General features: G+C 58.7%; 26 protein-coding genes. 12 read left to right on the forward strand and 14 right to left on the reverse strand.

Annotated elements, in window-relative coordinates:
* The gene (locus tag BM413_RS26975; RefSeq protein WP_210188982.1) at nt 1–690 is read left to right on the forward strand and encodes an SDR family NAD(P)-dependent oxidoreductase; all 690 of its coding nucleotides are present in this window, start codon (nt 1–3) and stop codon (nt 688–690) included.
* A gap of 5 nt (nt 691–695) precedes the next feature.
* The gene (locus BM413_RS26980; protein WP_091918003.1) at nt 696–2,042 is read left to right on the forward strand and encodes an NAD(P)/FAD-dependent oxidoreductase; all 1,347 of its coding nucleotides are present in this window, start codon (nt 696–698) and stop codon (nt 2,040–2,042) included.
* Nucleotides 2,043–2,096: 54 nt separating this feature from the next.
* On the opposite strand, the gene BM413_RS26985 is transcribed toward BM413_RS26980, so the two are convergent.
* The 5 genes from BM413_RS26985 to BM413_RS27005 are packed head-to-tail and all read right to left on the reverse strand — an operon-like array spanning nt 2,097 to nt 7,692.
* On the reverse strand, nt 2,097–3,083 hold the full coding sequence (locus tag BM413_RS26985; RefSeq protein WP_091917960.1) for an ornithine cyclodeaminase family protein: 987 nt from the start codon (nt 3,081–3,083) through the stop codon (nt 2,097–2,099).
* Nucleotides 3,080–4,441, reverse strand: coding sequence for a M20/M25/M40 family metallo-hydrolase (locus tag BM413_RS26990; protein WP_091917961.1), 1,362 nt, complete (start codon nt 4,439–4,441; stop codon nt 3,080–3,082). Before BM413_RS26990 ends, BM413_RS26985 begins: the two co-directional genes overlap by 4 nt.
* Nucleotides 4,438–5,358 carry an ABC transporter permease gene (locus BM413_RS26995; protein ID WP_210188983.1) on the reverse strand — a complete coding sequence of 307 codons (921 nt, stop codon included), beginning with the start codon at nt 5,356–5,358 and terminating at the stop codon, nt 4,438–4,440. The genes BM413_RS26990 and BM413_RS26995 overlap by 4 nt, the downstream gene beginning before the upstream one ends.
* 4 nt (nt 5,359–5,362) lie before the next feature.
* Complete coding sequence (locus tag BM413_RS27000; protein WP_091917962.1) at nt 5,363–6,202, reverse strand: ABC transporter permease; 840 nt, start codon at nt 6,200–6,202, stop codon at nt 5,363–5,365.
* 2 nt (nt 6,203–6,204) lie between these two features.
* Nucleotides 6,205–7,692, reverse strand: coding sequence for an ABC transporter substrate-binding protein (locus tag BM413_RS27005; RefSeq protein ID WP_091917963.1), 1,488 nt, complete (start codon nt 7,690–7,692; stop codon nt 6,205–6,207).
* 159 nt (nt 7,693–7,851) lie between these two features.
* On the opposite strand from BM413_RS27005, the gene BM413_RS27010 reads away from it, so the two are divergent.
* The gene (locus BM413_RS27010; protein WP_210188984.1) at nt 7,852–8,541 is read left to right on the forward strand and encodes an FCD domain-containing protein; all 690 of its coding nucleotides are present in this window, start codon (nt 7,852–7,854) and stop codon (nt 8,539–8,541) included.
* Between the two features lie 2 nt (nt 8,542–8,543).
* Here BM413_RS27010 and BM413_RS27015 read toward each other — a convergent pair whose 3' ends face one another.
* The 3 genes from BM413_RS27015 to BM413_RS32780 all read right to left on the reverse strand — a co-directional run bounded on the left by BM413_RS27015 (nt 8,544) and on the right by BM413_RS32780 (nt 10,611).
* Nucleotides 8,544–9,308, reverse strand: coding sequence for a VOC family protein (locus BM413_RS27015; RefSeq protein WP_175544452.1), 765 nt, complete (start codon nt 9,306–9,308; stop codon nt 8,544–8,546).
* Between the two features lie 60 nt (nt 9,309–9,368).
* Nucleotides 9,369–10,208, reverse strand: a complete 840-nt coding sequence (locus BM413_RS27020) for a sulfurtransferase (RefSeq protein ID WP_091917965.1) — start codon at nt 10,206–10,208, stop codon at nt 9,369–9,371.
* 73 nt (nt 10,209–10,281) lie between these two features.
* The gene (locus BM413_RS32780; protein ID WP_139238666.1) at nt 10,282–10,611 is read right to left on the reverse strand and encodes a hypothetical protein; all 330 of its coding nucleotides are present in this window, start codon (nt 10,609–10,611) and stop codon (nt 10,282–10,284) included.
* Between the two features lie 176 nt (nt 10,612–10,787).
* Here BM413_RS32780 and BM413_RS33270 point away from each other — a divergent pair, with 176 nt between their 5' ends.
* From BM413_RS33270 to BM413_RS27035, 3 genes are read left to right on the forward strand one after another with little or no spacing between them, the layout of a single operon-like run.
* Nucleotides 10,788–11,339 (forward strand): DUF6894 family protein, encoded by a 552-nt coding sequence (locus BM413_RS33270; protein ID WP_175544453.1) that lies wholly within the window; start codon nt 10,788–10,790, stop codon nt 11,337–11,339.
* A 2-nt stretch (nt 11,340–11,341) separates the two neighbouring features.
* On the forward strand, nt 11,342–11,974 hold the full coding sequence (locus tag BM413_RS27030) for a cysteine hydrolase family protein (protein WP_091917966.1): 633 nt from the start codon (nt 11,342–11,344) through the stop codon (nt 11,972–11,974).
* Nucleotides 11,971–12,609, forward strand: coding sequence for a DUF6766 family protein (locus tag BM413_RS27035; RefSeq protein WP_091917967.1), 639 nt, complete (start codon nt 11,971–11,973; stop codon nt 12,607–12,609). Before BM413_RS27030 ends, BM413_RS27035 begins: the two co-directional genes overlap by 4 nt.
* Before the next feature lie 70 nt (nt 12,610–12,679).
* Here the strand turns inward: BM413_RS27035 and BM413_RS27040 are convergent, their stop codons facing one another.
* A complete protein-coding gene (locus BM413_RS27040) occupies nt 12,680–13,111 on the reverse strand; it encodes a hypothetical protein (RefSeq protein WP_091917968.1) in 432 nt (143 codons plus the stop codon).
* A 585-nt stretch (nt 13,112–13,696) separates the two neighbouring features.
* Nucleotides 13,697–14,194, reverse strand: a complete 498-nt coding sequence (locus BM413_RS27045) for a YciE/YciF ferroxidase family protein (protein WP_091917969.1) — start codon at nt 14,192–14,194, stop codon at nt 13,697–13,699.
* A 706-nt stretch (nt 14,195–14,900) separates the two neighbouring features.
* Between BM413_RS27045 and BM413_RS33275 the strand changes: the two genes are divergently transcribed.
* Nucleotides 14,901–15,164: a DUF982 domain-containing protein gene (locus tag BM413_RS33275; RefSeq protein WP_175544454.1), complete on the forward strand. Its 264-nt coding sequence runs from the start codon at nt 14,901–14,903 to the stop codon at nt 15,162–15,164.
* Nucleotides 15,165–15,958: 794 nt separating this feature from the next.
* Here BM413_RS33275 and BM413_RS27065 read toward each other — a convergent pair.
* The 4 genes from BM413_RS27065 to BM413_RS27080 are packed head-to-tail and all read right to left on the reverse strand — an operon-like array spanning nt 15,959 to nt 20,255.
* A complete protein-coding gene (locus BM413_RS27065) occupies nt 15,959–16,633 on the reverse strand; it encodes an FAD-dependent oxidoreductase (RefSeq protein WP_175544455.1) in 675 nt (224 codons plus the stop codon).
* Nucleotides 16,634–16,646: 13 nt separating this feature from the next.
* Nucleotides 16,647–17,084, reverse strand: a complete 438-nt coding sequence (locus BM413_RS27070; RefSeq protein WP_091917973.1) for a GNAT family N-acetyltransferase — start codon at nt 17,082–17,084, stop codon at nt 16,647–16,649.
* Between the two features lie 32 nt (nt 17,085–17,116).
* Nucleotides 17,117–18,196, reverse strand: a complete 1,080-nt coding sequence (locus tag BM413_RS27075) for an Ldh family oxidoreductase (protein ID WP_244538041.1) — start codon at nt 18,194–18,196, stop codon at nt 17,117–17,119.
* On the reverse strand, nt 18,129–20,255 hold the full coding sequence (locus BM413_RS27080; protein ID WP_244538042.1) for a N,N-dimethylformamidase beta subunit family domain-containing protein: 2,127 nt from the start codon (nt 20,253–20,255) through the stop codon (nt 18,129–18,131). Before BM413_RS27080 ends, BM413_RS27075 begins: the two co-directional genes overlap by 68 nt.
* 378 nt (nt 20,256–20,633) lie before the next feature.
* Between BM413_RS27080 and BM413_RS27085 the strand changes: the two genes are divergently transcribed.
* The 5 genes from BM413_RS27085 (at nt 20,634) to BM413_RS27105 (ending at nt 25,109) form a co-directional block, all read left to right on the forward strand.
* Nucleotides 20,634–21,299 carry a GntR family transcriptional regulator gene (locus BM413_RS27085; protein ID WP_091917976.1) on the forward strand — a complete coding sequence of 222 codons (666 nt, stop codon included), beginning with the start codon at nt 20,634–20,636 and terminating at the stop codon, nt 21,297–21,299.
* A 253-nt stretch (nt 21,300–21,552) separates the two neighbouring features.
* Nucleotides 21,553–22,560: a trans-3-hydroxy-L-proline dehydratase gene (lhpH, locus tag BM413_RS27090; protein WP_091917977.1), complete on the forward strand. Its 1,008-nt coding sequence runs from the start codon at nt 21,553–21,555 to the stop codon at nt 22,558–22,560.
* Nucleotides 22,561–22,637: 77 nt separating this feature from the next.
* Nucleotides 22,638–23,459, forward strand: coding sequence for a transporter substrate-binding domain-containing protein (locus BM413_RS27095; RefSeq protein WP_091917978.1), 822 nt, complete (start codon nt 22,638–22,640; stop codon nt 23,457–23,459).
* 112 nt (nt 23,460–23,571) lie between these two features.
* Nucleotides 23,572–24,393 carry a transporter substrate-binding domain-containing protein gene (locus BM413_RS27100; RefSeq protein ID WP_091917979.1) on the forward strand — a complete coding sequence of 274 codons (822 nt, stop codon included), beginning with the start codon at nt 23,572–23,574 and terminating at the stop codon, nt 24,391–24,393.
* Nucleotides 24,394–24,446: 53 nt separating this feature from the next.
* Nucleotides 24,447–25,109, forward strand: a complete 663-nt coding sequence (locus tag BM413_RS27105; RefSeq protein ID WP_091917980.1) for an amino acid ABC transporter permease — start codon at nt 24,447–24,449, stop codon at nt 25,107–25,109.
* Nucleotides 25,110–25,119: the final 10 nt, after the last annotated feature.

The raw sequence follows: 25,119 nt of genomic DNA on the forward strand, positions 1-25,119 counted from the left end.
ATGCAGAAAGTAGCCATGATCAGCGGCGCCTCACGCGGTATCGGCGCGGCAATCGCAAAGCGTCTCGTCGAGAACGGCTGGGCGGTCAGCCTCGGCATGCGCAAACCTGACGAAGCCCCGCAATTCTCCCCTGAACTCATGTTCGCCTGCCCGTTCGACGCGCTTGATCGTGAGAGCGAACGAAACTGGGTGGCCGCCACGGCCGCTCGGTTCGGGCGGATCGATGGGCTCGTGCACAATGCCGGCATAGCGCCCCGCAAGACGGTGCTGGAGGCCAGCGACGATGAGTTCGACCTGGTCTTCAACGTCAACGTCAAGTCGCCCATGCGGCTCACCCGGGAAGCGTGGCCGCATCTCGTTGCCTCGCGCGGCCGCATCGTCACGATGGCATCCCTGTCGGGCAAGCGGGTCAAATCGCCGGGCGCGGGACTTTATGCGCTGTCCAAATTCGCGGCCGTTGGCCTTGCTCATGCGCTGCGCCAATGCGGCAAGGAGAGTGGCGTACGCTCCACGGCCATCTGCCCGAGCTATGTGGCTACCGATATGTCGGCGACTATGACAGAAGCGCCGGCGGCGGAACTGACCCAGCCGGAAGACATCGCAAAGATCGTTCATATGGTGCTTGAACTGCCGGCAACCGCCAGCATAGCCGAAATCCCCGTGCATTGGACCGTCGAGGACTGCTTTTGAGCGCGATGCCTTTCGTTCAATCCTCAGGTCCGGAATTCCTGAAATTAGAGACTGACCAGACACTGCCGCGGGAAGTCGACGTTGCCATTGTCGGCGGCGGCATCATCGGGGTGTCGGCGGCGCTGACACTGGCGCAACGCAATGTAAAAGTGGCGCTTTTCGAGAAGGGTCTCATCGCCGGAGAACAGTCGAGCCGCAATTGGGGTTGGGTGCGGCTTGCCGGGCGGGATCTGCGCGAGTTGCCGCTCATGCTTCGCGCGCACGAGCTTTGGGGCGAAATGAATGCGCTCGTCGGGGATGATACTGGCTACCGCCGTTGCGGCATCCTCTATGCCTCCATGACGTCCGCAGCGCGCGAACGTCACACTAGATGGGCGGCTGAAGCAGCCCGATACGGGATCGCGTCGCATATTCTGGAGCCGTCTAAGCTTGCTGCATTCGCGCCCGGCCTGACACGGCAGGTTGCCGCGGCGCTGCATACGCCGGCAGACGGGCGCGCGGAGCCGCAAAGGGCAACGCCGCTGATCGCACGCGCCGCGATCACCAGCGGTGCGCAGATATTCCAGGATTGCGCCGTGCGGACGATCGATGTCGAAGCCGGCCGAGTTAGCGGCCTCCTTACCGAACATGGGCGTGTCCGCGCCTCGAGCGTGATCGTTGCCGGTGGAGCCTGGTCGCGCCTTCTGCTCAAGGGCATAGGCGTGACCTTGCCGCAGTTGAAAGTGCTGTCTTCAGTCTATCGCACGCTGCCGATCGAGGCTGGTATCGAGCCCTGCATGAGCTTTTCCAGCTTCGCGATCCGAAAGCGTATGGATGGCGGCTATACGGTCGCATCGTCCTCGGAGAGCGTTGCGGAGATCACGCCCGATACACTGAGGTTTTTCGCAAAATTCCTTCCCGCCTACCTTGCCGAGCGCAAAGGTCTGACGCTCCGGCTTGGCCGCGCCTTCATTGACGAAGCGCTTCGCTGGCAGCCGCGCGACGCTGACCGGCCTTCGATCTACGAAGCGATCCGCATCCTCGACCCAAAACCGCATCAAGCCAACATCCAGAGGGTACACAGGGCCCTGGTGGAAGCCTTGCCAGCCTTCCGCGGGGTTGGTACGGCACAAAGCTGGGCCGGCATGATCGACACGACGCCCGATGCCATACCGGTCATCTCATCGGTGTCGGAGCGGCCGGGGCTGGTTGTGGGAACAGGTTTTGCCGGTCACGGATTCGGTATAGGCCCGGCAGCGGGCGAAATGCTTGCCGACATTGCGATTGGCCGCACACCGCTTTCCGATCCGCATCCGCTGCGGTTCTCGCGTTTCACCGACGGCGAGAAACTCCATCTGCAGCATTGGCTTTAGATTGTTTTCATGCAGGTACTAACGGAAGCCAACAGGCGCTTTCCTGCAATTTCTCTATAAAAACGGCAACAGGGTGCCGATTCCGTCTCGTTCGGCCTGCTTCAGGACGCGCGCCGCCATGGCAATGTCGAACACGTTGAGGCCGAAGCTCGAGAATATCACCGACGCTGCGCTTGACGGCTTCCAGCCATCGACCACCAGCCCGGCAAGATCGGCCGAAACCCCGTCCGCTGCGAAGCGGCCGGCGCGGTACATCTGGAACAGGCTCTTGGCGCTTTTCTCGGCGAACTCACCCCAAAGGTCGACAACGATGTGATTGGCGGCGTCTATCGCCTCGAAGGATATCTCGTTGTAGCCGACCTGCACGATCAACCGCCCGGGCTGAATGTGATCAGGGCTAAGCAAAGGTTGTGGCGATGTCGTACAGCAGAGTATGACTTGCACGCCATCGAGGGCATCGTTGATGGTATCGGCCGACAATATCCTCAAGCCGGCGCGCGTCTCGATCCCGGCAAGCATGGCATCGCGATGGCCAATCGTACGGTTCCAGACGCGCACGGTCTCGACGGCCGGAAACAACGCCTGCACCATATCAATATGCGCGCGAGCCTGCGCACCTGCTCCAAGCACCGCAATCGACCTCACCGGTTGCGCGACAAGAGACTGCATCGCAATGGCCGAGACTGCGGCGGTTCGCATCCTGGTCAGCAGCGCACTTTCGACCAGTCCGATCGGCCGGCCGTCGCTGTATCGGTTGATGAATGTCGTGCTTGTGATGCTTGGAAGATCGCGCGCAGGCGCGGCGCGGTGCATCGCCCATTTCAAGCCGGCGGCGTCATAGTCACCCGCGACGAAAGCCGGCAGACCATAGGCGTTGTCACGTGGATCGGTCCCGACAGGCATCACGCTCTCGGCCACCATTCCCGCATTGCCGTCTCGTAGCAGCCGGGTCGTTGCCCGCACATCGTCCAATGCATGTTGCCAATCCCCGGCCCCGACACGCAACGCATCAGCGCGCGAGAGATAGCGCAGCTCGATCATTCCGGTCCGCCTTCCGCACTGGCCATTGTCTCCAGCCAAACCGCAATCGACTGCAGAAAGCGTTCAAAGCCTTCGAGTGTCATGAACTCGTTGACGCCATGCGCGTTGCCACCGCGCCCGGCGCCACCTATCAGGAACGAGCGAGCATGGCGTGCGAAGGCATATCCGGGAGCCGCGCCAATCGCCCACGGCCAGATTTGCGGCGTCTGCGATGTCGCCTCATAGGCCTTCAGCAAAGCGGCCACGCCAAGCGAGTCTCGGGAAAAACGTTGACCGGGGTAGGAATCGGCAACCGCTATTTCCACACCCTGAAGGTCTACGCGATCGAGCGTCTCACGATAAGACGCAAGATAGGTTGCCGGATCGAGCGGCGGCGGGCATCGCAGATCGAAGCTTGCCCGGGCCACGGACGGGATTATCGCATCGCCGCGAACGGGATCGGACGAGAGGCTGGAAATGGTTGCAGATGCCGTCGACAAGACATGGGTCAGCAGCGCTTCTGCATCGCCTTCAATGGCGTAGCGCCTGGTATTGCGGAAGCGCAGCTCCGCGTCGGAATCGAAGTCTTCGGCAAGGCGGGCAATGACGGCGCGTGCTTCGGCGTCGACGACGATCGTCTCCAACGCTCCGGTCGGAGAGCGTCCAAAATGGCCGAGCGCGGCCACAAGCCGGCTTGCCGGATTGGCGATCCAGGGCGCATTGCTGGAGTGAATGGCCGTTGCCGGGCCACCCCAGGCGCCAGCCTCGACACGGATCTCGCCCTTGGCGATACCGGAGAAGCCGAGATAGATGCGCGGTGGGCCGCCGCCATATTCGCAGAAGGAAGGAAACAGGCCGCCGATGCTCGATCTCACCGGACAGCAGGGATCGAGCAGATAGTCGCGCAAGGCGCCACTGCCGCTTTCCTCCTCGCCTTCGATGAGGATTTCGACGTTGACGCCGAGCCAGCCGCGATCCGCCAGCGCCTTCAGCACCGACAGCATTCCCGCAAGCGGACCCTTGTTGTTTTCAGCTCCTCGGGCGACGAAGCTTGGTCCGATACCGTCAAGTTCAACGATGTCGCCATCGAACGGGTCTACATGCCAGCCTGTCGGTTCTGCGGGCATGACATCGTACATGTTGTAGAAGATGACCGTCTGGTCAGCGCCGACATCGATCCGCGCATGGATCACCGGAGGGCGCCTGCCACTTGGCGCGTCCGCGACGATCTCGGCATGCAAATGATGTTTAAGCCAGTCCGTGAGCGCACTAGCCTGTCTGGCCAAGGCATCATCGTCACCGCGAACCGAAGGAATCCGACACCATTCGCGCGTGAGATCGAGCGCCTGCCGCGAAAGATCGTCCGGCAGCTCTGTCACAGCCTGATCCTCGGATTGAGCCAGACATAGGCGAGATCGACGAGGAAATTGACGACCACGAAGATGAGGGCTGCAAAAAGCACCACGGCCTGGACCACCGGAAAATCACGGTTCTGGATCGATTCGACAGCAAGACGACCAATGCCGGGCCAGGCAAAGATTATCTCGGTGACCAGCGCGCCGCCCAACAGCGAAGCGAAATACATGCCCTGCACAGTTATGACCGGAATCAGCGCGTTTCGCAGCGCATGGTGGATGATGATCCGCCGGCTGGTTATGCCCTTTGCACGTGCCGTGCGGATGTAGTTCTCGCCGAGCACTTCGATGAGGCTGGCGCGCACCAACCGTGTGATTGCGCTGAGATAATAGGCGCCGAGCGCGATCGAAGGCATGATCAGTTGCCACACGGTGCCGATGCCGCTGCTGGGCAGCCAGCGAAGCTTGAGCGAGAACACGATGATCAAAAGCAGCGCCAGCCAGAAGACGGGTATGGCCTGGCCGAGGAGCGAAATCACCCGGATCGAGAAGTCGATGGCGCTGTTCTTGCGGACGGCGGCGATGGTGCCTAGCAAAAAGCCAAACAAAGAGCTCCACAAAAGAGCGACGCATGCAAGCAGCGCGGTCGCGGGCAACCGCTCCAAAAGGAGATCAAGCGCAGGTCGCTGGAAGCGCAGCGAATTGCCCAATTCGCCCGTAAGCACGCCACCCAGGAAACGCCCGTATTGCACCCAGACCGGGTCGTTGAAACCCATGGCCTGCCGGAAAGCCTCTATCTCGGCCCTGCTGGCGTCCGGCGGCATCATCAGTGCGGCCGGGTCCCCGGTCAGAAACAGCGCAAAGAAGACGATTGCCGAGACGCCCAGCATGACGATCACACCCTGAAGCGCGCGGCTGGCGATGAAGGAAAATGCTTTCACGGGCTCAGGCGTTCCTGCTGTCGGCGCGGCGGACGAGCCAGTCACCCAAAAGATTGCAGCCAACGACCAGCGCGCCGATGACGAGGCCGGGGTAAAGGACGAGCCAGTTCGCCAGAAGGATGAAAGAGCGTCCCTCTCCTATGAGGTTGCCCAGCGTCGGCGTCGGCGGCTGGACGCCCAGGCCAAGAAAGCCGACGGAGGCTTCGAGGATTATCAGCCGCGGCAAATCCAGCGTGAGCAAAACTGTCAGAGGTCCGATTATGTTTGGCAGCACATGGCGGAAGATGATCGCCATGTTGGACAGTCCGATGGCGCGCGAAGCATCGATGTATTCGAGCTCCCGCACCTCCAGCGTTCGCGCGCGCGCAACGCGGGCGAAGATCGCCCAGCCGGTAACGCCCAGCACGACGATGAGGTTTGCCATCGAAGGGCCGACCACGGCGACGATCAGCAGTATGAGCAGGATGAAAGGGATGGCGAGCTGGATGTCGACGGCGCGCATTATGACGATATCCAGCCAGCCGCCGACGTAACCCGCGATCATGCCAAGAAGAGTGCCCAGCACGACTGAGATGATGGAGGCGAGGACCACAATTCCCAGAGAGATCGCTGTACCCAAGCCCAGCCGAGCAAGAAGGTCACGCCCGAGCTGGTCTGTGCCAAGGGGGTGCAATTGCTCCCCCACAACGGTCATGGGCGGCCGGAATGTCGCCGTCAGCACGCCGCGAACCGGATCGACCGGCCACAGCACCGGCACCAGGATGCACAGGGCAAACACAGCTGTCAGCAGCGTTACCGCAAGGATGGCATCCGCATTTTGCCTGACATTCCAGAACCGCGTCATTGCTACTGCATCGTTATGTCAAAGACAGGGATGCGGGCATCAGGCCGCCCCTGGAAGTTCACCTTCTTGGCTTTGCCATAAAGTGCGTCTTCCTGGTAGAGCGGCAGCAGCGGCGCCTGCTCGGCGGCAAGCTTCTGGATGTTCTCCAGAACCAGCTTGCGTGCTGCCGGATCGACGATCTCACGGCTCTGGTCGAGCAGCTTGTCAAGCTCCGGGATGGACGCGGTCGAATAAGGCTCGCCCGTCTTCATGATCGCATAGACAGCTGCATCGGCGTCGAGCGTCTGCGTCGAGCCCCAGCCAAGCATGAAGATCGGCCCCTTGCGCGGCACCTGTTGGACGTAGACTGACCAGTCGAGGACTTCCTGGTCAATCTTCACGCCGATGTCGCCGAATTGCTGTGCAATCGCCTGCGCAACCTCGCCATCCTTCATGTAACGATGCGTCGACTGCATCTTGATCGAGAAGCCCTCGGGAAAGCCGGCTTCGGCCAGCAGCTTCTTTGCCTTCTCCGGATCGTACGGCGCGGGCGGGATGTTAAGATAGCCGAAATCCGCGACGCCTACCTGGGTGCCGGTTGGCGTGGCCATGCCCTGAAGGATGTTGGTGACGATCGACTGGCGGTCGATCGCCAAGTCCAGAGCCTGGCGAACCTTGACGTTGTCCAGCGGCTTTTCGTTCATCACAAGGCCGAGATAGATTGTCAGGCCGCCATTCTTGACCTGCACCAGATCCGCATCCGGGCTCTGCGCGATTATCGGAGCGAGATCGACCGGCACGTTCTCTATCAGGTCGACCTCACCGGTCACCAGTGCGGTCAGCCGGGCAGTGCCGTCGGGAATGGCACGCCAGGTGACGCGCTGGATTAGAGGCTTGCCGCGCCAGTAATCCGGATTGGCTTCCAGGACAACGTGCTGGTCGGGGATGAACTCGACGAACTTGTAGGGACCGGTGCCGACTGGCTTTGACGCAAAGACGTCGTTGCCGACCTCCTTCACATAGCCAGGCGGCACTATGTAGGCGGGATAACGGCTCATGCGGGTCGGCAGGAGTGGATCCGGGCCGCTGGTCTTGATACGGACAGTGTAGGGATCGACCACTTCGACGCTCGAAATCGTACGGATATAGGAGAGCGTCGGCGATTTTGCGTTGGGATCGATGATGCGATCGATCGTGAACTTCACGGCATCCGCGTTGAAAGCTTCACCATTGTGGAATTTCACGCCCTGCCGAAGCTTGAATTCCCAGGTGGTGTCGTCAATGGCGGTCCAGGACTCAGCGAGGCCCGGTACGAGGGTCATGTCCTTGTCGCGCATTACGAGCGTGTCGAAGATGTTGTCGACGATGGTTGCAGCTTCGCGAAGGAAGCCGGGGTCCATGGCCGAGGTCGACACCTGGCGCGCAATCGTGATTTCGCTATCTTGTGCCGAAGCAACGCCGATTGGCAGAAGAATGGCTGCCGCCAGCGCAAGAGCTTTCAATAATCTCATGACGGGGATTCTTTCTCCGTTGGGCTATTGCCGCGCCCGCGGCGCAGGAAAAGGCTGTTAACGAAGAGACGATATATGATATATTGTGCCTGCACAAGGTATGAGCGGAGATGTTCGCGTGGTAAAAATTGAGGCAGATTTGCTAAAGAAGAGGGCATCGTGAGCATATCGTCATTCACCGCAGCACCGCGGAAAAGCCTGGTGGCCTATGTCGAAGACGAGTTGCGCGGCGCCCTGATCGAAGGACGCCTCGAGCCGGGCATGCGACTGGTCACCAAGGAACTGGCCGACACGCTTGGCATGAGTATCACACCGGTGAGAGAGGCCCTCGTGAGGTTCGCGGCCTCCGGCGTGCTTACAGCGGAACCGGCGCAGTCTTTCCGCGTGCCGACGCTGGATGGTGCGCAGTATTCCGAAATCTCCGAGGTGCGCAAAGCCGTGGAAGGACTGGCGGCGGCAAAGGCTGCGGCTCGCATCACCGCTTCGCAGATCGACGAAATGGAAGTGTTGCTGGCACAATATCTGGTTGCGAAATCGGCAGGAGATCCCCACGCGGCTTTGAAGATCAACAAGGAATTCCGCTTCGTTCTTTATGCAGCAGCCGGCATGCCGACCCTGCTTGGCGTCATCGAGACACTTTGGCTGAAAGCGGGACCCGGCTTCAACTATATGTATCCCGAGGAGCGGCAGCCCCTTGCCGAGCACCACAACTACGAGGATTTGCTGGCGGCGTTGCGAAGCCGTTCGGCGGACGGCGCCCGAATTGCCATCGAGCATGCAATCAATGACGGCGCCAACCGCGTACTGGAAGCGATTGCCTTGCGCGAGGGCGCAAGCAGCGCGGCCTGACCTCAGGTCGCGGCAAAGCTCATTGCAGCGCCGTGCATCAGTGACGGGTCCAGTCTGATATCTGCGGCGTTGGTGGTCAGAACAACTTCGAACATTCCGCCCATGCCGCGGTTGAGATCGAGGTTCTCGACAATATCAAGCCATCCGCATCCGAAGGCGACGCGCGTCGCAGCTTTCTTCGCGACTGTGACCGAAGTCGTTTTCAGTGCATGACCGGCCATGATTTCCAACGCCTTAACGATCGAAGGCGACGAGGCGACGGCGAGGCGTATGCCGGCAATACCTGTCGCGCCATTTGAATGTGCGCGCGCGGCCGGGATGCGATGGCTGCGCCCCTGCTTGTCCTCGACAATGAAGGGCAGCGCATCGTCGCCATCGGCTCCGACGCCAGCCATCAAGAGATCGAGCGACCATGCCTCACCCGTAGCCAGCGTGTTCGCCACCTTGACCGGCCCTCGCGTCGGCAGACCGGCCGATGCCAGGCGGCCATGCACCGCTTCCACATCGTCGACCACGAAGGAATAGTCCGCCCATCCCTCGCCGCTGGCGAGGTATCGCCCCACCCGGTGCGCCGCAGCCTTGGCCGGTTCAGCAAAGGTGCTCAGCAACAAATAAGAACCGTCGGCGAAACAGATGAAGCGATTGAGCATCGAGCCTTCGACGCTGTCTTCGCGCTGTTGAACGGTGAAGCCCAGCGCCTCATAGTCCCGCACCGCTGCCTCGAGATCGTGAACCAGAATGATGAGATGGTCGAAAGCAAAGCTCACTCGATAGTTCCTGCAAGCTGATTGAACCGTAGGATGGAAATAGATTTTGCAGACTCGGCGTTAAAGGCTTTCGCGCGGAAGATCATCGCGCCGGCCCCATTCGTTCCACGAGCCGTCATAGATCTTCCAGTTGTTGTTGCCCATGCGCAGCAGTTGAAAGGCAAGCACAGCGGCGGTCACGCCGGAGCCGCAAGTGCACAGGATCGGTCGATCCAAATCAATACCTGCATCGCGAAAAGTGCGCTCGGCCTCCTCCGGCGAAGTAAACCGGAAATCACCACCCTGATGCATCATTGTGGTCCAGGGCAGATTGCTCGCGCCCGGCATATGGCCACTGGCCAAGCCTGGATATCCTGATGGAAGCGCGCCGGTAAACCGCTCGCTGGTCCTGACATCCACCACCTGGGCCTCGCCGCTTTTCAGCGCTTGCGCGACGTCTTTCCATCCGGCGATGTCGTCTGCAGGCTGCGAGGGAGTGAAAACCCGTTGTGCCCAAGGCGCCGTGTCGCCCGTCTCCAGCGGCCTACCCTCCGCCTTCCAACGGCGCAGCCCACCGTCCAGTATCGCGACCTTGTCGTGACCGAAGCGACGGAACATCCACCATACGCGTGCCGAAACATAACTCGCATCGTAGATGACAACGGTTGTGTCGTTGTCGATGCCCAGTGCACCGACAACTGCCGCGAACCGCTTTGCTGATGGCATCATATTCGGATAGGGCGAAGCCTGATCCGATGCCTCCTCAAGGTCGAAATGGCGAGCTTCGGGAATATGTTCAGCGCGATAAGCATCAAGCCCAGTCTTGCCCGCCTCCGGCGCAAACCAGGCACAATCCAGGACTACGAGATTTGAAGCGCCGAGATTATCCGCCACCCATGACGGTTCAATCAAAAAATTCATCGGTCTGGACCTCGATTTATGGATATATGATATATCCTACGTTATCGAGCCCTGAGTCACAAGCGAAAGAGCTTCAATTAAGGAAATACGGAGGCGCGTTCTCGGTGCGACCGCCGTCCAATATCTGGGCATTGCCTTCCACGAACTTGCGACAAATTCGGTCAAATATGGCGCGCTTTCGACGCCCACCGAACGTATCGACATAGAATGGAAGGTCGCGGAAGAAAATCCGTCGCATATCTGCCTGACGTGGAAGGAGAGCGGCGGTCCAGTTGCGCATGAACCAGACCGCAAGGGTTTCGGGGAGAGTGGTTCTTGAAGGAGTGGCCCCTGCGGCCGTGAACGGGATCGGCAGTGTCGCTTTTGCGCCCGATGGTCTCACTTGGATGCTGGAAGCACCCATAGAGAGCCTGACCTAACGGATTAATGGGCGCCCTCCCCGGTCCTACCGGTTAGTTAACGGCCGTTGCCCAAGTTGCTGATCCACTGGAACGAAGCTTCGCGCGTCGCGTTGCTCGCTCTCAACTGACGGCAGTTGGCCGGCTCTTCGAGTCCTCCTGCCATTGCGGGAGCTTCATAATGCAAATCATTCGGACAGAAGTCGTCCAAACAAACACCTCCACCGGCGAGCCGATCCTGCGCGTGATATTTTGTGGTGAAGGCGGTGATTGCGTCACCATCGACATGGCGACTGTTGAAGGTCAAGCGGAAGATGACGAAGCCGCTCTAGACCGAGCCAGGGCGATCTTGGTCCAGACCGGTACCTTCGGTGGGGCGGCCAACGATTACGATGCCAGGAGCAACGGCAATTTTGACGAAGTGGCCGTCACTGGGGCGAGTGACGAGAACGGCGGGGTCTATATCTTTATCTTTGAATATCGAGATGGCGACGGCGTCAGGCAGGTTCCTCCCTCCAAAATGCCGAGCCTCAAAGCGGCGCGAAACGAAGCAATTCGTTGCGCAATCGATCTCCTGGTTGACCTGCAGGCGGGCACCGATGATCTCTCCGGATGGTTGGGACGCGTCCGGGGCGAGAGCGGCGAAACGCTCTGCACCATTGACGTGCAGGAGGCTGAAGCCGCCCGCCAGCGAGCCGATGACTTGTCAAGCGTCGCCCTCCTCCGAATTTGATCATGGCAGCGCAGGGTTTGATCCACGGTCCGCTTGGGGAAACCTGTTTGCACCTTTGCGTTGATATGCAACGCTTGTTTGCGCCGGGCGGGCCATGGGCCGTACCGTGGGCGCAGAAGGTGATGCCGGCAATTGAGGAACTGGCTTCGCGGCATCCGATGCAAACGCTGTTCACGCGCTTCATTCCGGCTGCACGACCCGGTGAAGGGCCAGGCATGTGGGCCCAGTACTATCGCCGCTGGGCCGATGTCACCCTTGCCAAAATTGATGCGGAGCTGGTCGAGCTGATGCCATCTCTGGCGCGTTTCGTGCCACCAGCGAGAGTCCTCGACAAGCATGTCTATTCGCCTTGGACCGAAGGGCACCTCGATGGGATCCTCAACGGTTCAGGGATCAACACCTTGGTAATCACTGGGGGAGAAACCGACGTTTGCGTCCTAGCCACCGTACTCGGCGCCGTCGATCGCGGCTTCCGAGTCGTTCTGGTAATGGACGCCATCTGCAGTTCCGCCGATCAGACCCACGATGCGTTAATGGAACTCTACCGCTCCCGCTTCAGCGAGCAGATCGAGGCGGTGACGGTCGAAGAGGTGCTGGATGGCTGGCAGTATGTAAATCTGGAGGGACTATCGTGAAGGCCATCTTCCGGGACAACGGATTGACTATCGCCTTGGTGACGCTGTTTCTGTTCAGTGTGATGGGCATGATCTGGTCCGGTCACGCGCGCTATAATGAAGAGCTCCACCTGCACGGTTCGGCAACCGTCGGACTGCTAGCCTACATGGCAAGCAGCGAATTCCTTTCAGCGCTATTCGAAAACTGGGAGAGTGAGTTTTTGCAAATGTCGGCCTATGTAATGCTGACAGCGATGCTGTTTCAGCGCGGCTCAGCCGAGTCACGAGATCCCGATAACCCTGACCGGCCCGACGACGAGCTCCCGATTTCTGCACGCAGGCGTAATCCAGTCTTTTCGTGGCTCTATTCTTACTCCCTCGGCATAGCACTGGCCTTGCTGTTCATAATCTCGTTTGCCTTGCACTGGTGGGCGAGCTTGGCGGCGGCAAACGAGGAGGCCCTTCGCCATGGCAGTGGGGTTCAATCCTTGGGCAACTATCTGCTCGACTCACATCTATGGTTCGAATCTTTCCAGAACTGGCAGTCAGAGTTTCTGTCTACGGCGCTGTTGGTCGTGCTGTCGATTTTCCTGAGGCACAAGGGATCGCCCGAATCCAAGCCCGCCGACGCCGCAAACTCCGAAACCGGAACGTAAAGCTGCCGGCGCGACGAGTTCCCTAGAACGCCAATCGCGCCGGCCATTTCCTCCAGATACTCTGGCTTCGTCACAAGAGAAATATGTCGCGAAGCCAAGCAAGGAAGCCGTTACTCATCTTGGCAATTGAGCACACGCGAGCCGCGGCCCACCGTGCTCGTATCGTTGTGCCGGTGTGGCAGGAGCAGACTACCCCGTGCAGTTGGTTGTCAGAAAGCTCGAAGAACCGTCGGGCTTCCCCGTAGGTGTCGTCTCTCAAGCCTTCCCCACGCAGTTGCGGGTCCTCAAACGCAACCGTCAGTGGAGAATTGTCGGAACGCGCAATCTCTCGCAATTCGGGGGACAGGCGCTCGGTGCCAACAAGTGCATTGAGACAGCGGTCCGAGTCTCGCGCAAGCAACTCCTCCCAGCGTTGCAGGCGCTGAACGCGCGTCATCATGGGAATTGCCTCGGCCTTCACCTCGGCTACGAAATGTAGTTGATCAAGTGTTTGGTGCTTCATAGGTGCCTCCCGGATCACCAGGTGGAACGTCCAAGCCCCAAATCAGAATTTATGTCGCGCTGGAATGTCGGCAAGATCGAGGAAGGGCCGGGGCAAAATTTATTTCGCGCCTGTCAGGAATCATTGAGGCGACACTAGTCCGCATAAAACAGGCGTGTCATGCTCGGCCCGCGGCGGACCGGCAGGAAAACCGCATTGGCCGGCGCGATGAATTGAACCCTCGTCGTGTCGGCCTCTCATTTCTGAAGAGCATCTAGATGGCATGCCGCACCCGTCACAAATGGTGACATAATTCCATCGCGCAGGACTACACCCCTTCGCGCTGGTCGGCGCGAAAGCCCAAGCCACCCGCCCTGACGCGCCGGCCGTCCGTCACAAAGGAAGATCGGACAATGCCACAACTTCACGCCCGAGGTGTTGAACTGGTCGAGCTTCTGGCGCGTCGGAACGCCGGTTTATGTTAAGAAACTTCTGCGGGAAACGTCGTTTGTGCTTGGACTGTTGTTGCTACGGGATATTCCATCGAACCATCAATGAAAATGCCCGCCCCGGACCACCGCGGCGGGCGTTTTGGAACAGATGCGACTAGGCGGCTTTAGCCATTTCATTTGCAGAGGCATCGGCAAGACCGGTAAGGGCCTTGTCCGTCTGGGATTCTTCGTCAAGGGTCTGGCCGAACAACGTTGCAGCATCCTGCATCCCCAGCACTTCTGCCCAACGCTTGAGCGTGCCGTAGCGGGTCATCTCGTAATGCTCGACTGCCTGGGCCGACGAGATCAGCCCGGCATCAAGCGCCGCTGTGCCTTTGAAGGCATCCATGACTTCTTCGCCTTCAGATATGATGCCGTCGATTGCTTCGCAGGTCTTGCCTTGTGGGCGCTTTCCCATCAATTCGAATACCTGTTGAAGGCGATCGACGTGGCCCTCGGTCTCATCGCGATGTCTTTCGAATGCTCCTTTCAGATCAGGAGATTGGGCAGCACGTGCCATTTTGGGCAGCGCTTTCAAGATCTTTCGTTCAGCGTAATAGATGTCCTTGAGTGTGTCGTGGAATAGGTCTTCCAAGTTCTTTTCTTTGGCCATGGGTATTCCTCCAATCTCAGGCGATCACTGGCTCGTGAATTCGCACGGTGGTAAGTCCAACAGCCATCAATTGTTCCGATGGAAATGAATTATTTCGAGAGGGAGGTTTTGGCCGGACGATGCTATGCGTCGACGGTTTTTTGCTTGGCGCCCTCGCAAAGGATAGCCAAGAGGGGACAATTTCAGAACTCCGGAAGAGAACCGTTCATCTCAAGGTTGGATTCTCTCTCAACCCTGTCGAAACGCTCTCCTTCACAGCGAACTCGATACTGAGGCGAACCGTCTCGCTCCGGCAAATGTGCTACTATTTTGCAAAGCGGTGAAGTTGATTTCAAAATCAGGCCGGAGGTCGTGCGTCTTACGAGGGCACCGACAGCGTAGCGGTGGCACGACATGTGCGTAGAAACCACGGACCAAGGCCCATCCCATTCCTGCAAGGGGGCATGATAGTTGACGGCTGGCGACAATGGTTTTTCAGACATCAGCTTCGATCCAAGAAAGCCCACCGCCCATGGAGTGGCGGCAGGCTTCCGTTCAGCAGACGCCAGGAGTAAGGGCGAACTTGCACCTGGTCGTCTGCAACGATCAATTTCAAATTTGGTTGCGGAGAGCTGCCGCAGTGGATGAAAAAACTAGCAATTCTCTTCGAAAGGGGCGATGCAACCACTTTGACGCCGCGACGTTACGGGCTCGAAGGAGCACCGGCATGAAGACCGACGTTAGTTTTGACAGGCCTGTTTCCGTAGCCCTAGGTCCCTCTAAGAACGTCCTGGTGAACGTCGCTTCAGCCAACCAAGCCGCAGAGGTTCTCTTTACGAAGTGGCCCAACAGGCGAGGACCACGTCACCTCGAGGCTCGGAAGATGGTGATGGCGGCTTTGGAAGACCTGTCCCAATCTGCCGCCGCTCGGAAGGCCTTCGTTGAGGCGGCAGAAGAAGCCGACATTCTCGTCGATGCCGGGGATCAGTAACAGAAGCCCCTTCGGTCCTGCAAACTGGTGGCCTGAAAAAGGGCCCGCCTCTCGGAGCTGAGGCGGGCAGACTTATGACAGCTCGCTGTGGCGAGCCTATTCACCGCTACTGAAGTCAAGCAGTGATAGCCGCCCCATGGGAAGCTCAAGAGCCGGCGACGATGGTACAATCGAAGAACTCGCAATTTGCTCCAAAAACGAGCCCGGTCAAAGCCTCTACTTAAAAGCCGCATTCGGCTTACCGGCGCGTCCGCAAAAGCCAAGAAGAAGCCCGCCGTCGCGAGGGTGGCGAGGGCGGGCTCTATGCCGCCGGGGAGTAAGGGGACGCGGCAGCTCGCCGCTCATAGCACAACCCCACACAACGGGCGGCATAAAGCTAACGCTCGCTTTGCAGCAATGTTCCCTGCAAAATCTCTGGCACCGCAAGAATTCGCGATTAGCTGATGAGGTAGCTGGGATCCGCCGGTTCCAACGGCCTGCGCTGGCTATATCAGAAGAAAAGATGCATTATAGAGAAATGTCGCGCGCGTTTCTCGATCACAAACTTGACTGCAAAACCTGCGGAACAATCCGCTTGGCTATCCCTGAAGACGCTGGCGAGGACACTCCGATCCATTGCAGCACGTGCCACGGCTATCTTGGTACATGGGGAGAGCTTCAGAATGATTTCATTCATCAGTCTGGCGACGGCGTGTTCGACCTCGACCATGGCAAGATTCAGCACAAATAACGCTGTCACAATCGCGGGATTTCTATTCGCCGCAATTCGCGGCGGACCTCCTCTTTCAGAGCCTTCAGACGCCGCATCTCGTCGGGCAGCAGATCCGCATACTTCTTGCGCCAATGCCATCCATCACAATGGTTACCCGGCCATTGTCCTGGGTAATTCGCTTGACCACGCTGTTTGGAATGACGGTTGCGCCCAGTTGCTTGGCGGCTGTGATCTGCAATGATACGATCGGCTCGGGTCGTAAGAAGCCGCCTTTCGGTTCGAAATATCCGTAGTCTGTGTCCGTTAGTCCGATCAACTGCGGATATCGTCGTTTCAGTTCGGCGGACGATAATAACTCATGCTCGATCCCATGCTGCTGCGCGATCTTGACTGTTGCCTCCACGAAATCCTCGCCACTGGTCGGCCGTTCGGCCCCGATTATCAGCGTACCGCTCCGCTCCATCAGGTCCGCATTGAATGTTCGCTCCAGATCGCTCAGAATTTCCTGCGAGCGCCTGACTAATGGCACATAGGCGGATCCTTCCCCCACAGCATTGCGGGTTACACGGGCAGGCTCATGACTCGATCCATTCGGGTGTGGTGGCAGATAGCGATCGACACCGATGACCTTCGCGCCCCGCTTGGCCAGTTGATAAAGCGTAGCCGCGCCTACGGCGCCTAAGCCAATGACGGCGAAGTCGGCCGAGAGAGTGTCCTTTGTGGCGGTCGCTTTCGCGGTAGCCGAAGGTTTGATCAAGATTGTCACAACTTCACGCGGATTTCCGCATGAAATGCAGGCCGGTCAGCTCATCGGTGAAACCCCACTTCTCATAGAAGGGGACCATCTCCGCAAGGCAATAGAGCTCCCGGTGCTTGATACTCACCAATGCGGGATTGTTCATCACTGTCTCCATAAGCAGTCCGCCCAATCCGGTATTGCGCCATGTGCTTTTGACGATGATGTCGAAGATCATTGCCTTGTAGACGCCATCCGTCATTGCCCGGGCGAACGCTACGAGTTCGTCAGCGTCAGGATCGATGAAAGCGAAGACTGGGCCACCGGAGGCGAGTGCTTTCACAACGTCGGCTTTGGTCCGCCCCTTTGTCCACCACTCTTCCTGAAACAGCGCCACCAGTTGGTCGACCTGGTGGTCGTTCAAGGAGTGATGCATCTGCAGCTGGCTTTTGTCGCGCGTGGTGTCGTTCATGTGTGCCTCGGTGGATATTTGGATGGATTGGCTCAACTGCCGGCAAGAGTTTGCAGTTCGAGAAGCTTTTGCTCCGACATGGGGATGCCAAAAAGCTCGGCCTGGCGGCGGTTCTCGTAGCGCCGAGCGCCCGGCAGCCTCTCCTGGCCGGCATCGATGAGACGATCGCAGAGAACCGAAACCCGTCCGGCAAAGTCGTTGTTGCCCCCGCGCTCCGGGTCGATGACGATCAACAGCTGTCCAGCCTTCGGCGTCTGCGCGCCGACACAGTCGGCGAAATCATTCTCGACCGATAATTGCCCGCCGGTGAGCGCGCCGGCCATCAGCTCGACCATAAGCGCGATCGATGATCCTTTGTATCCGCCGAAGGTATTGAGCGCACCGCCCGCGAGCACGGCATGAGGGTCGTTAGACGGTTTTCCTTGGGCATCGACGCCCGTCCCAGCGGGCAATTTTTTATTTGCCAGGGCGTGAAGCCTGACTTCGCCGTTGGCCATGACGCTAGTGGCCTGATCGACCACCAGCGGATCCGCCGCGGCAACCGGCGTGGCAAACGCAAGCGGATTGGTGCCGTATACCGGGGCGCGACCACCATGCGGGACGACATTTGCCAGACCGTTGACGAAGGTAATCGCCATCAGGCCTCTTCGTGCGAACGGCTCGACATCCGGCCACAGGGCACTGAAATGATGAGAATTGCGGGTAGCCACGACCGCGATGCCGGTCTCCTTGACGGCCGCATTAATTGCTTCTGCTGCGACGGCGAGTGCTGGTTGGGCAAATCCGTTGCGGGCATCGATGCGAATGAAAGACGGGCTGATGACAGAGACTTCGGATTCAGCTTTTCCGTCAACCCAGCTCGTGTCAAGCGATGCGAGGTAGCCCGGAATACGAAAGATTCCGTGGCTGATCGCGCCATCGCGCTCGCAGCCGGCGCAATTCTCTGCAAGGATGTCGGCGACGAACGCCGATGTCCCATGCTTCAGGAAGATCTGGAGGAGTAGGGATTTCAGTGCGTCGAATTTGACGCGGACGTCCTGGTGTTCATGTCTCATGGGTATGGCTGCCGATAGGAGGAATGGTGTCGGTGGACGACGGAGCGTGCGCGTCACCAGCGCGGCGCGGGGTCGAGAGAAATTTTCGAAGGCAATTCTCGAGAAGCCGGGAGATGTTGTTGTCGTAGCCGTTGTGGGAAAGACTGCCGCAGAAGGTGATCGAGCCGACCGAGAACAGGCCGCCGCCGTTCTCATCGATGCCGTAGACGATGTTTGAGCGCGTGCCACCGTAGGGGCGCGGGCCGCCATCAAAGACGCCGGGTGTCAGCAGCTCTTCATATGTGGTCTCGAACGACGGCCCATGTCCTTCGGAGGCCGCGACAACCCTAACGAAGTCAGGCGTTCCAAGCTCTGCGCAGGCCTGGTCGATCTCGAAGCCGGCAGCGCCGCCACCTGACAGGCCGAAGTCGCCAAGCCTTTCGTCGGCAGAAATGCCCTCAAAGAGGAAAGCCAAGTCTTCGGCAAACGACTCTTCTGTGCGGAGGTAGTAGGTCCCCTCGAAATTTCCTTCGGCGGTAAAGCCGACGCCGGCAACTTTCTGGGGAGGGATGCCATTTCGTCGCCATAACCCTCCGTACTCGCCATCGAGTTGGTTGTAGTATTCACCGGGTTTGCTGGCCCAGACGCGCATGCCGCCCTCGGCGCGTCGCAGCTCGAGGATGTGGGGCAAGTTTTGGTCGCGGCCGATTTTCCAGTAAAAGCCGTTACCCCCAAGATACATCAGCCGCCCGCCGCCTTTACGGTAAGCGAGGACGGCCTCGATCGTTCGGCGCGTATGATATTCAGGATGGGAGCCAGTCAGGACCACATCGTAGGGCAAGAGAGCATCGACCCCCTCGCGGTCCAGGTCTTCGTCGGTCAGCACGTCGAATGCAAAACCCTTTGTGGTCAGCCAGTCGATCAGATGCGAGTCTGCCGGGAAGCCGCGCATTCCCGAGCCGTGCTCGTCAAAATAGACAAGATACCCCGGACGCATCGTCATGATCGGGCGCAGCCGCGAGGATATCGTCACGCCCGATCCATCTGGGTGGCGGTTGTAGGTGGAATAGCCGAAGCTGCCGACCACATCCGGGTTGTGGGGATAGGCCGCCCAATCCTTCACGCGGGCTTCAAGTGGGCCGGCAAAGTTTCCGCGCGCATGATTGGCATAGGCCATGTAGGTGAAGGTCGGCGCCAGGAAAACGATTTTCTGTCGCTGAGCGTTGGTGCCCGGAAGGACATAAAACGGAATAGTGTCAGTCGCGATCTCATTGTCGACCACAAGGCCATAGACGCCAGAAGGCACGCCATCGGGCACGGTGATCGCGATCGTCGTCTCCCATGCGCAGTCGCTCAGGTCGTCTGAATGGAAGGTGATTGCCGCGTATTCGTCAGGTGCGACCTTCCAGTCCATGTGACGGCCGGTCCAGGAGGAAGAGCGGACGGCGCGCATTGGCAGGTTGATCAGGTTCAGTCTGCGAGATCGGTCAAAATCGTCACTGACCCATTCGGAATTGCCGCTATCGGCAAAGGTCCATTGCGCGATGATCTTGCGATTGAACTCGGCACCCTCTGGCGAAACTACCGAGAGACGCGGCGCCTCGATCGAGCCGTTGAAGCAGTCTTCGGGGTGGCCGGACCACTGCGCCGCAAGGCAGATATGGTCGACATCGTGCAATGCTTCCCGCATACTTACGACCGGTCTGGAAACCACCGATAGCTTCGCCGTCTCCATGGGTGATGTGCGCACGATCACGCCGTTATCCGAGAAAATGACCTCCAGCCTGCTCCAGACATTCAGCTTGAGCGAAAGATCCAGGCTTTCGACATGCGCCGGCGACTGAAGACGCTTGAGGAAGAGCTTCCCGTCATTAACGATCAAGGCGACACCGGTGGTACCAGTTGAGTCCTGCAGCGAGAAGATCGTTTGATCGGTGGCGCTGACGAGGCCCGGTCGGATTGAAAGTTCGACGATGAGATCTCCCACGATGGGGAGAGATGGCAATGTTCCGTACGCGCAGGATCCGAGATGGGTTTTCTGCTCTTTCGCCGGATAGATTGGCGATATGCCGAACTCAACCTCTAAGCTTTTCAAACCGGGACCAAACGGATTGGGGTCGCAGCAATCCAGCCGCACGACCTTGGCGGCGATCTTCCTGTCTCCAAGCGAGGAGATCTTGAAATCGAGCTGTTCGCCCGGCCGGGCGCTGAGCGGTATGACGTAGCCAATGAGCGCCGGCGGATTGTGTTCTCTGGCAGACATGTTTCACCAATGGGAGGGCAATTGGTCGAGGCAGTGGGTTGCGAGGTTGTCTGCCGCTTCGAGTGACGAAAGGCACGGCTGGACATTCAAGGAGCCAAGTGTTAAATAGAATATCGTATACGTTATCCGTTCGTGTCAACCCTTATCTGGATTTGACAATGCGAGGCCCCGCATTGGCGTCAAAGCATTGCGACCTGATATCGAATACGTTATTCGATATCCCTTACATTGATCGCAGACTCGGAGATTTCATTGCCCCTTAACCCCGCAGATCTGCCATCGCTCGGAACGGCCCCAACGGCATCCGACATCATTGCCAAGCACATCCGGGAAGCGATCGTGAGCGGGGAGTTCGACGAGGGCGAACCGATCCGCCAGGACGACGTCGCAAAGCTGTTCGACGTCAGCAAAATCCCCGTGCGTGAAGCGTTGAAAAGACTCGAAGCTGAAGGGCTTGTAGAGTTCCAGAAAAATCGCGGCGCCGTGGTGACGAGCGTTTCCGAGCCGGAAATCGCGCAGATCTTCGAAGTTCGCGCAATGCTGGAATCAAACGCCATCAGATTATCCGTTCCCAGAATGACGGCGCGTACGTTCCAAAGGGCAGAGGAGTATTGCGACGCGTTCGCCCAAGAGACGAATGTCGCGAGATGGGCGGAATTGAACTGGCAGTTCCACTCCTGCCTCTACGAGGATGCGGAGAGGTCATTCCTTCTCAATCTGATCCGGTCGGTCAACGATCGTATTGAGCGGTATCTTCGGATTCAGCTCACTTTGTCAGGTGGAACCGGTGTTGACGACAGAGAGCATCGCGAGATCCTTGCCGCATGCAGGGATCGAGACGCCGACAAGGCCGCTGACCTGCTGACGCAACACATCACCAAGGCATGTGAGTCTCTACTGGCCAACATTCGAAAGTAGGCGTCGCTTCCAGATTTGAAGTTGCCACGTGCTGCCTTCATCGCTCATCGGAGCGGCAGGAGCCTGCGCAGACTTGCGCCATTCAAAAGTCCAGCGCGCCTATTCGAACTGCTCAAGAATTACGCATGCCGGATTATCCGCCGCTTTTCCACTTTTTCACTGTTGACGATAATCGTTTATCGTATACGATATCTAAAAATGGCCACCTGACAGCGGAGCCGCTGACGTGGTGCAATACGCTGGAGACATCCGCATGCAATTTGAAAGATCACTGACAACCGTCGAGCTGCACACGTGCGGTGAAACATTCCGCCTCGTCATCCAGGGCTTGCCGAAGATCCCCGGAGCGACCATCGTCGAGCGTCGAGCGTGGTTGGAGGAGAACGCGGACCAATACCGACGGGCAATCATGTTGGAGCCTCGCGGTCATAAGGACCTTTACGGAGGCCTTCTCACGGAGCCGGTCAGCGCGGATGCCGATTTCGGCGTGATCTTCCTCAACAACATGGGCTACAGCCCCCATTGCGGCCATGGCGTCATTGCGCTGGCAACCGCAGCGCTTGAGCTGGGTTGGGTCGAACGCAAATTCCCCGAAACTCGCGTCGGCATCGATGCGCCATGCGGCTTCATCGAAGCTTTTGTCGAGTGGGATGGAAAGCGGGCAGGCAACGTTCGCTTCGTGAATGTTCCGTCCTTTATCTTCATGCGCGATGTGACCGTCGAAACGCCAACCTTCGGCAAGGTAACCGGCGACATCGCCTATGGCGGTGCCACCTATTTCTACGTTGATGGGCGTCCTCACGATATCGCCATCCGAGAGAAGGATGTGCAGAAGATCCAGCAGTTCGGATACGAGATCAAGACCGCCGTGAATGCCGAGATGTCCGTGGTTCACCCGGAAGTCCCCGAGTTTGATGACGTCTATGGTGTCATGGTCTATGGCGATCCCCGCCACGATGGCTCGACCCAGGCGAACTGCTGTGTCTACGCGGATCGTGCAGTTGACCGATCGCCCACCGGCTCCGGTACCGCCGGCCGCATCGCACAGCTTTATCTTCGAGGTGAGCTCTCGAGCTCGGAAACACTGGTGAACGAGTCGATCATCGGCACCGTGTTCAAGGGGCGTGTCCTAAGCGAGACAAAGGTCGGCGATTTTGATGCCGTCATCCCCGAAGTCAGCGGCAAGGCCTACATATGCGGGTTTGCGAATTGGACGATCGATGAGGAAGATCCGCTGACCTACGGCTTTCTCGTTCAGTAACAGGCGGCTTTCCCGCCACAGAAATCGTATCATCAAACGTATACGATATTCCATCCAAGCAAAAGAAGGGAACTAGAATGCGCTTTACATCCATGGTCCTGGCAACCGCTCTCATGGCGTCCACGTCCACATTCGCCCACGCTGATCAGCTGGACGACATCATCTCGGCAGGTAAACTTCGTTGCGCCGTGGAGCTGGACTTCCCGCCGAATGGAGCACGCGACAAGGACAACAAGCCGATCGGCTTTGACGTCGACTACTGCAATGATCTTGCCAAGGCTCTCGGCGTCGAAGCGGAAATCGTCGATACCCCTGATCCGGATCGTATCCCTGCAGTGCTGTCCGGCCGCGCCGATATCGGCATCGCGGTAGCGTCCGACACGCTTGAACGCGCCAAGACCATCGGATTTTCCATCCCGTATTTCGTCTTTACGACTGTCATTCTGGCTCGGGAAGATTCCGGCATCAAGAGCGCGGCCGACATCAAGGGACATACGGTTGGCGGGCCGGCGGGTGCCTACGAGACACTCGCTCTCAGCGACACTGTCAAATCGTTCAACGACCCGGCGACCAAGCTCTTGACCTTCCAGTCGCAGTCCGACGCTTTCCTCGCGCTCGGCCAGAAGCAGATCGATGCGACCTACACGACATCGACCATCGCAACGCATCTCATTCAGTCCGGCAAATACCCGGGCCTGAAGATCGTCGGCGACGCGCCCGTCGATGCTGACTATTGCGCCATCCTTGTGCAGCGTCAGGAACAGGGACTTCTCAATTACGTAAACCTGTTCCTGAACCGACAGGTCCGTTCCGGACGGTACGCGGAACTCTACGCGAAGTGGGTCGGCACAGAAGGCGGTCCTGCCCCGGACCTGACTGTCGCGAAGACCTACCGCTAAAGACTTTGTCCGCGGCTAGCCTCAACGCCTCTCAATGAGCGCAAAAGGCAACCTGATATCCCAGGTGCGATCTTTGGATCGTGCCTGGGAATCCAAAAAACAGGGGAACACAATGCACCTTCGCACAACCATTTTATTGGCCGCCTTGATGGTCTCGACATCTGCGCCGACTTATGCCGATCAGTTGGATGATATCATCTCAGCCGGCAAGCTACGCTGCGCTGTCGAGCTTGATTTTCCGCCAAATGGCGCGAGAGACAAGGATAACGTGCCGATCGGATTTGACGTCGACTATTGCCATGATCTCGCCAAAGCTATCGGCGTCGAGGCTGAGATCATCGATACGCCTAATGCCGATCGAATTCCTGCTGTCCTTTCCGGCAGGGCCGACGTGGGCATTGCGGTTGCCTCGGACACGCTCGAGCGTGCGAAAACCATCGGGTTTTCGATACCATACTTTGTCTTCAAGATGGTCGTTCTGTCGCGAGTCGATGCAGGTATCAATGGCCCCGACGACATCAAGGGTCATACAGTGGGCGGGCCCGTTGGCGCTTACGAGACCCTGGCCTTGGAGGCTGCCGTGAAGCAGTACGCCGATCCCAAGGGCAGTATCCTGAAACTGCAGTCGCAATCCGATACGTTCCTAGCTCTCTCCCAAAAGCAGATCGACGCCACCTGGACGACGTCGACGGGTGCCGCCGCGATCATTCAATCGGGCAAGTATCCGGGCTTCAAGATCGTTGGCGACGCAGCCGTCGCTCCCGCGTATTGCGGCATTCTCGTCAAGCGCGATGAACAGGGCCTGCTCAATTACGTCAATCTCTTCATCAATCGACAGGTTCGTTCCGGGCGCTACGCGGAACTCTACACGAAGTGGGTGGGCAAAGAAGGTGGCGAGCCTCCGGCCCTGACGGTATCTGGCGCCGATCGCTAGCCCACCCTCGAGTTCTTTCCCGCAAACAACCCACCGGATAAAGAGGGTAGCAAATGTCCTACACTTTCCAGTGGCGCCCGGTTCTTCGGGCGCTTCCAGAAATGCTCTGGGGAGCACTGGTAACCCTTGAGATTGCGATCCTCGCAATGGTGATCGGGACAGCGCTCGCGGTTGTTCTGGCGCTTGCCAAAAGATCCGGAAACAGGACGCTTTCCGGCCTTGCTGATGTTTGGATCGAGACTGCACGAAACACGCCAGCACTCTTTCAGATCTATATGATCTATTTCGGCCTGGGCTCGTTGGGAATTCGGGTCGATTCTTACACTGCCTTGGTCGTTGGGATCACCTTCAACAACGCAGGTTACCTCGCTGAAACCTTCCGCGGCGGCTTTTCGGCTGTGCCCGAAACACAGATCCGTGCCGCTCGGTCGCTTGGCATGGGGGCGGTGCAGACGATGTGGCATATCGTATTGCCGCAAATGTTGCGTGCCGTATTCCATGCCATGACGAACCAGATGGTGTGGTCAATATTGATGACGTCGCTCGGGACGATTGTCGGTCTGACCAGCGACCTGACAGGTGTGACGCAGCAGCAAAACGTGCTGACCTACCGGACCTTCGAGTTCTTTATGGTCGCGGCCGTTCTCTATTACCTGATCTCCAAGACATTCACCGTCGGCGCGCGACTGCTCGCCTGGCGTCTGTTCCGCTACTGAGGAGTGCCCG

The sequence above is a fragment of the Mesorhizobium sp. YR577 genome (assembly GCF_900116595.1).
Lineage (GTDB): Bacteria > Pseudomonadota > Alphaproteobacteria > Rhizobiales > Rhizobiaceae > Mesorhizobium_M.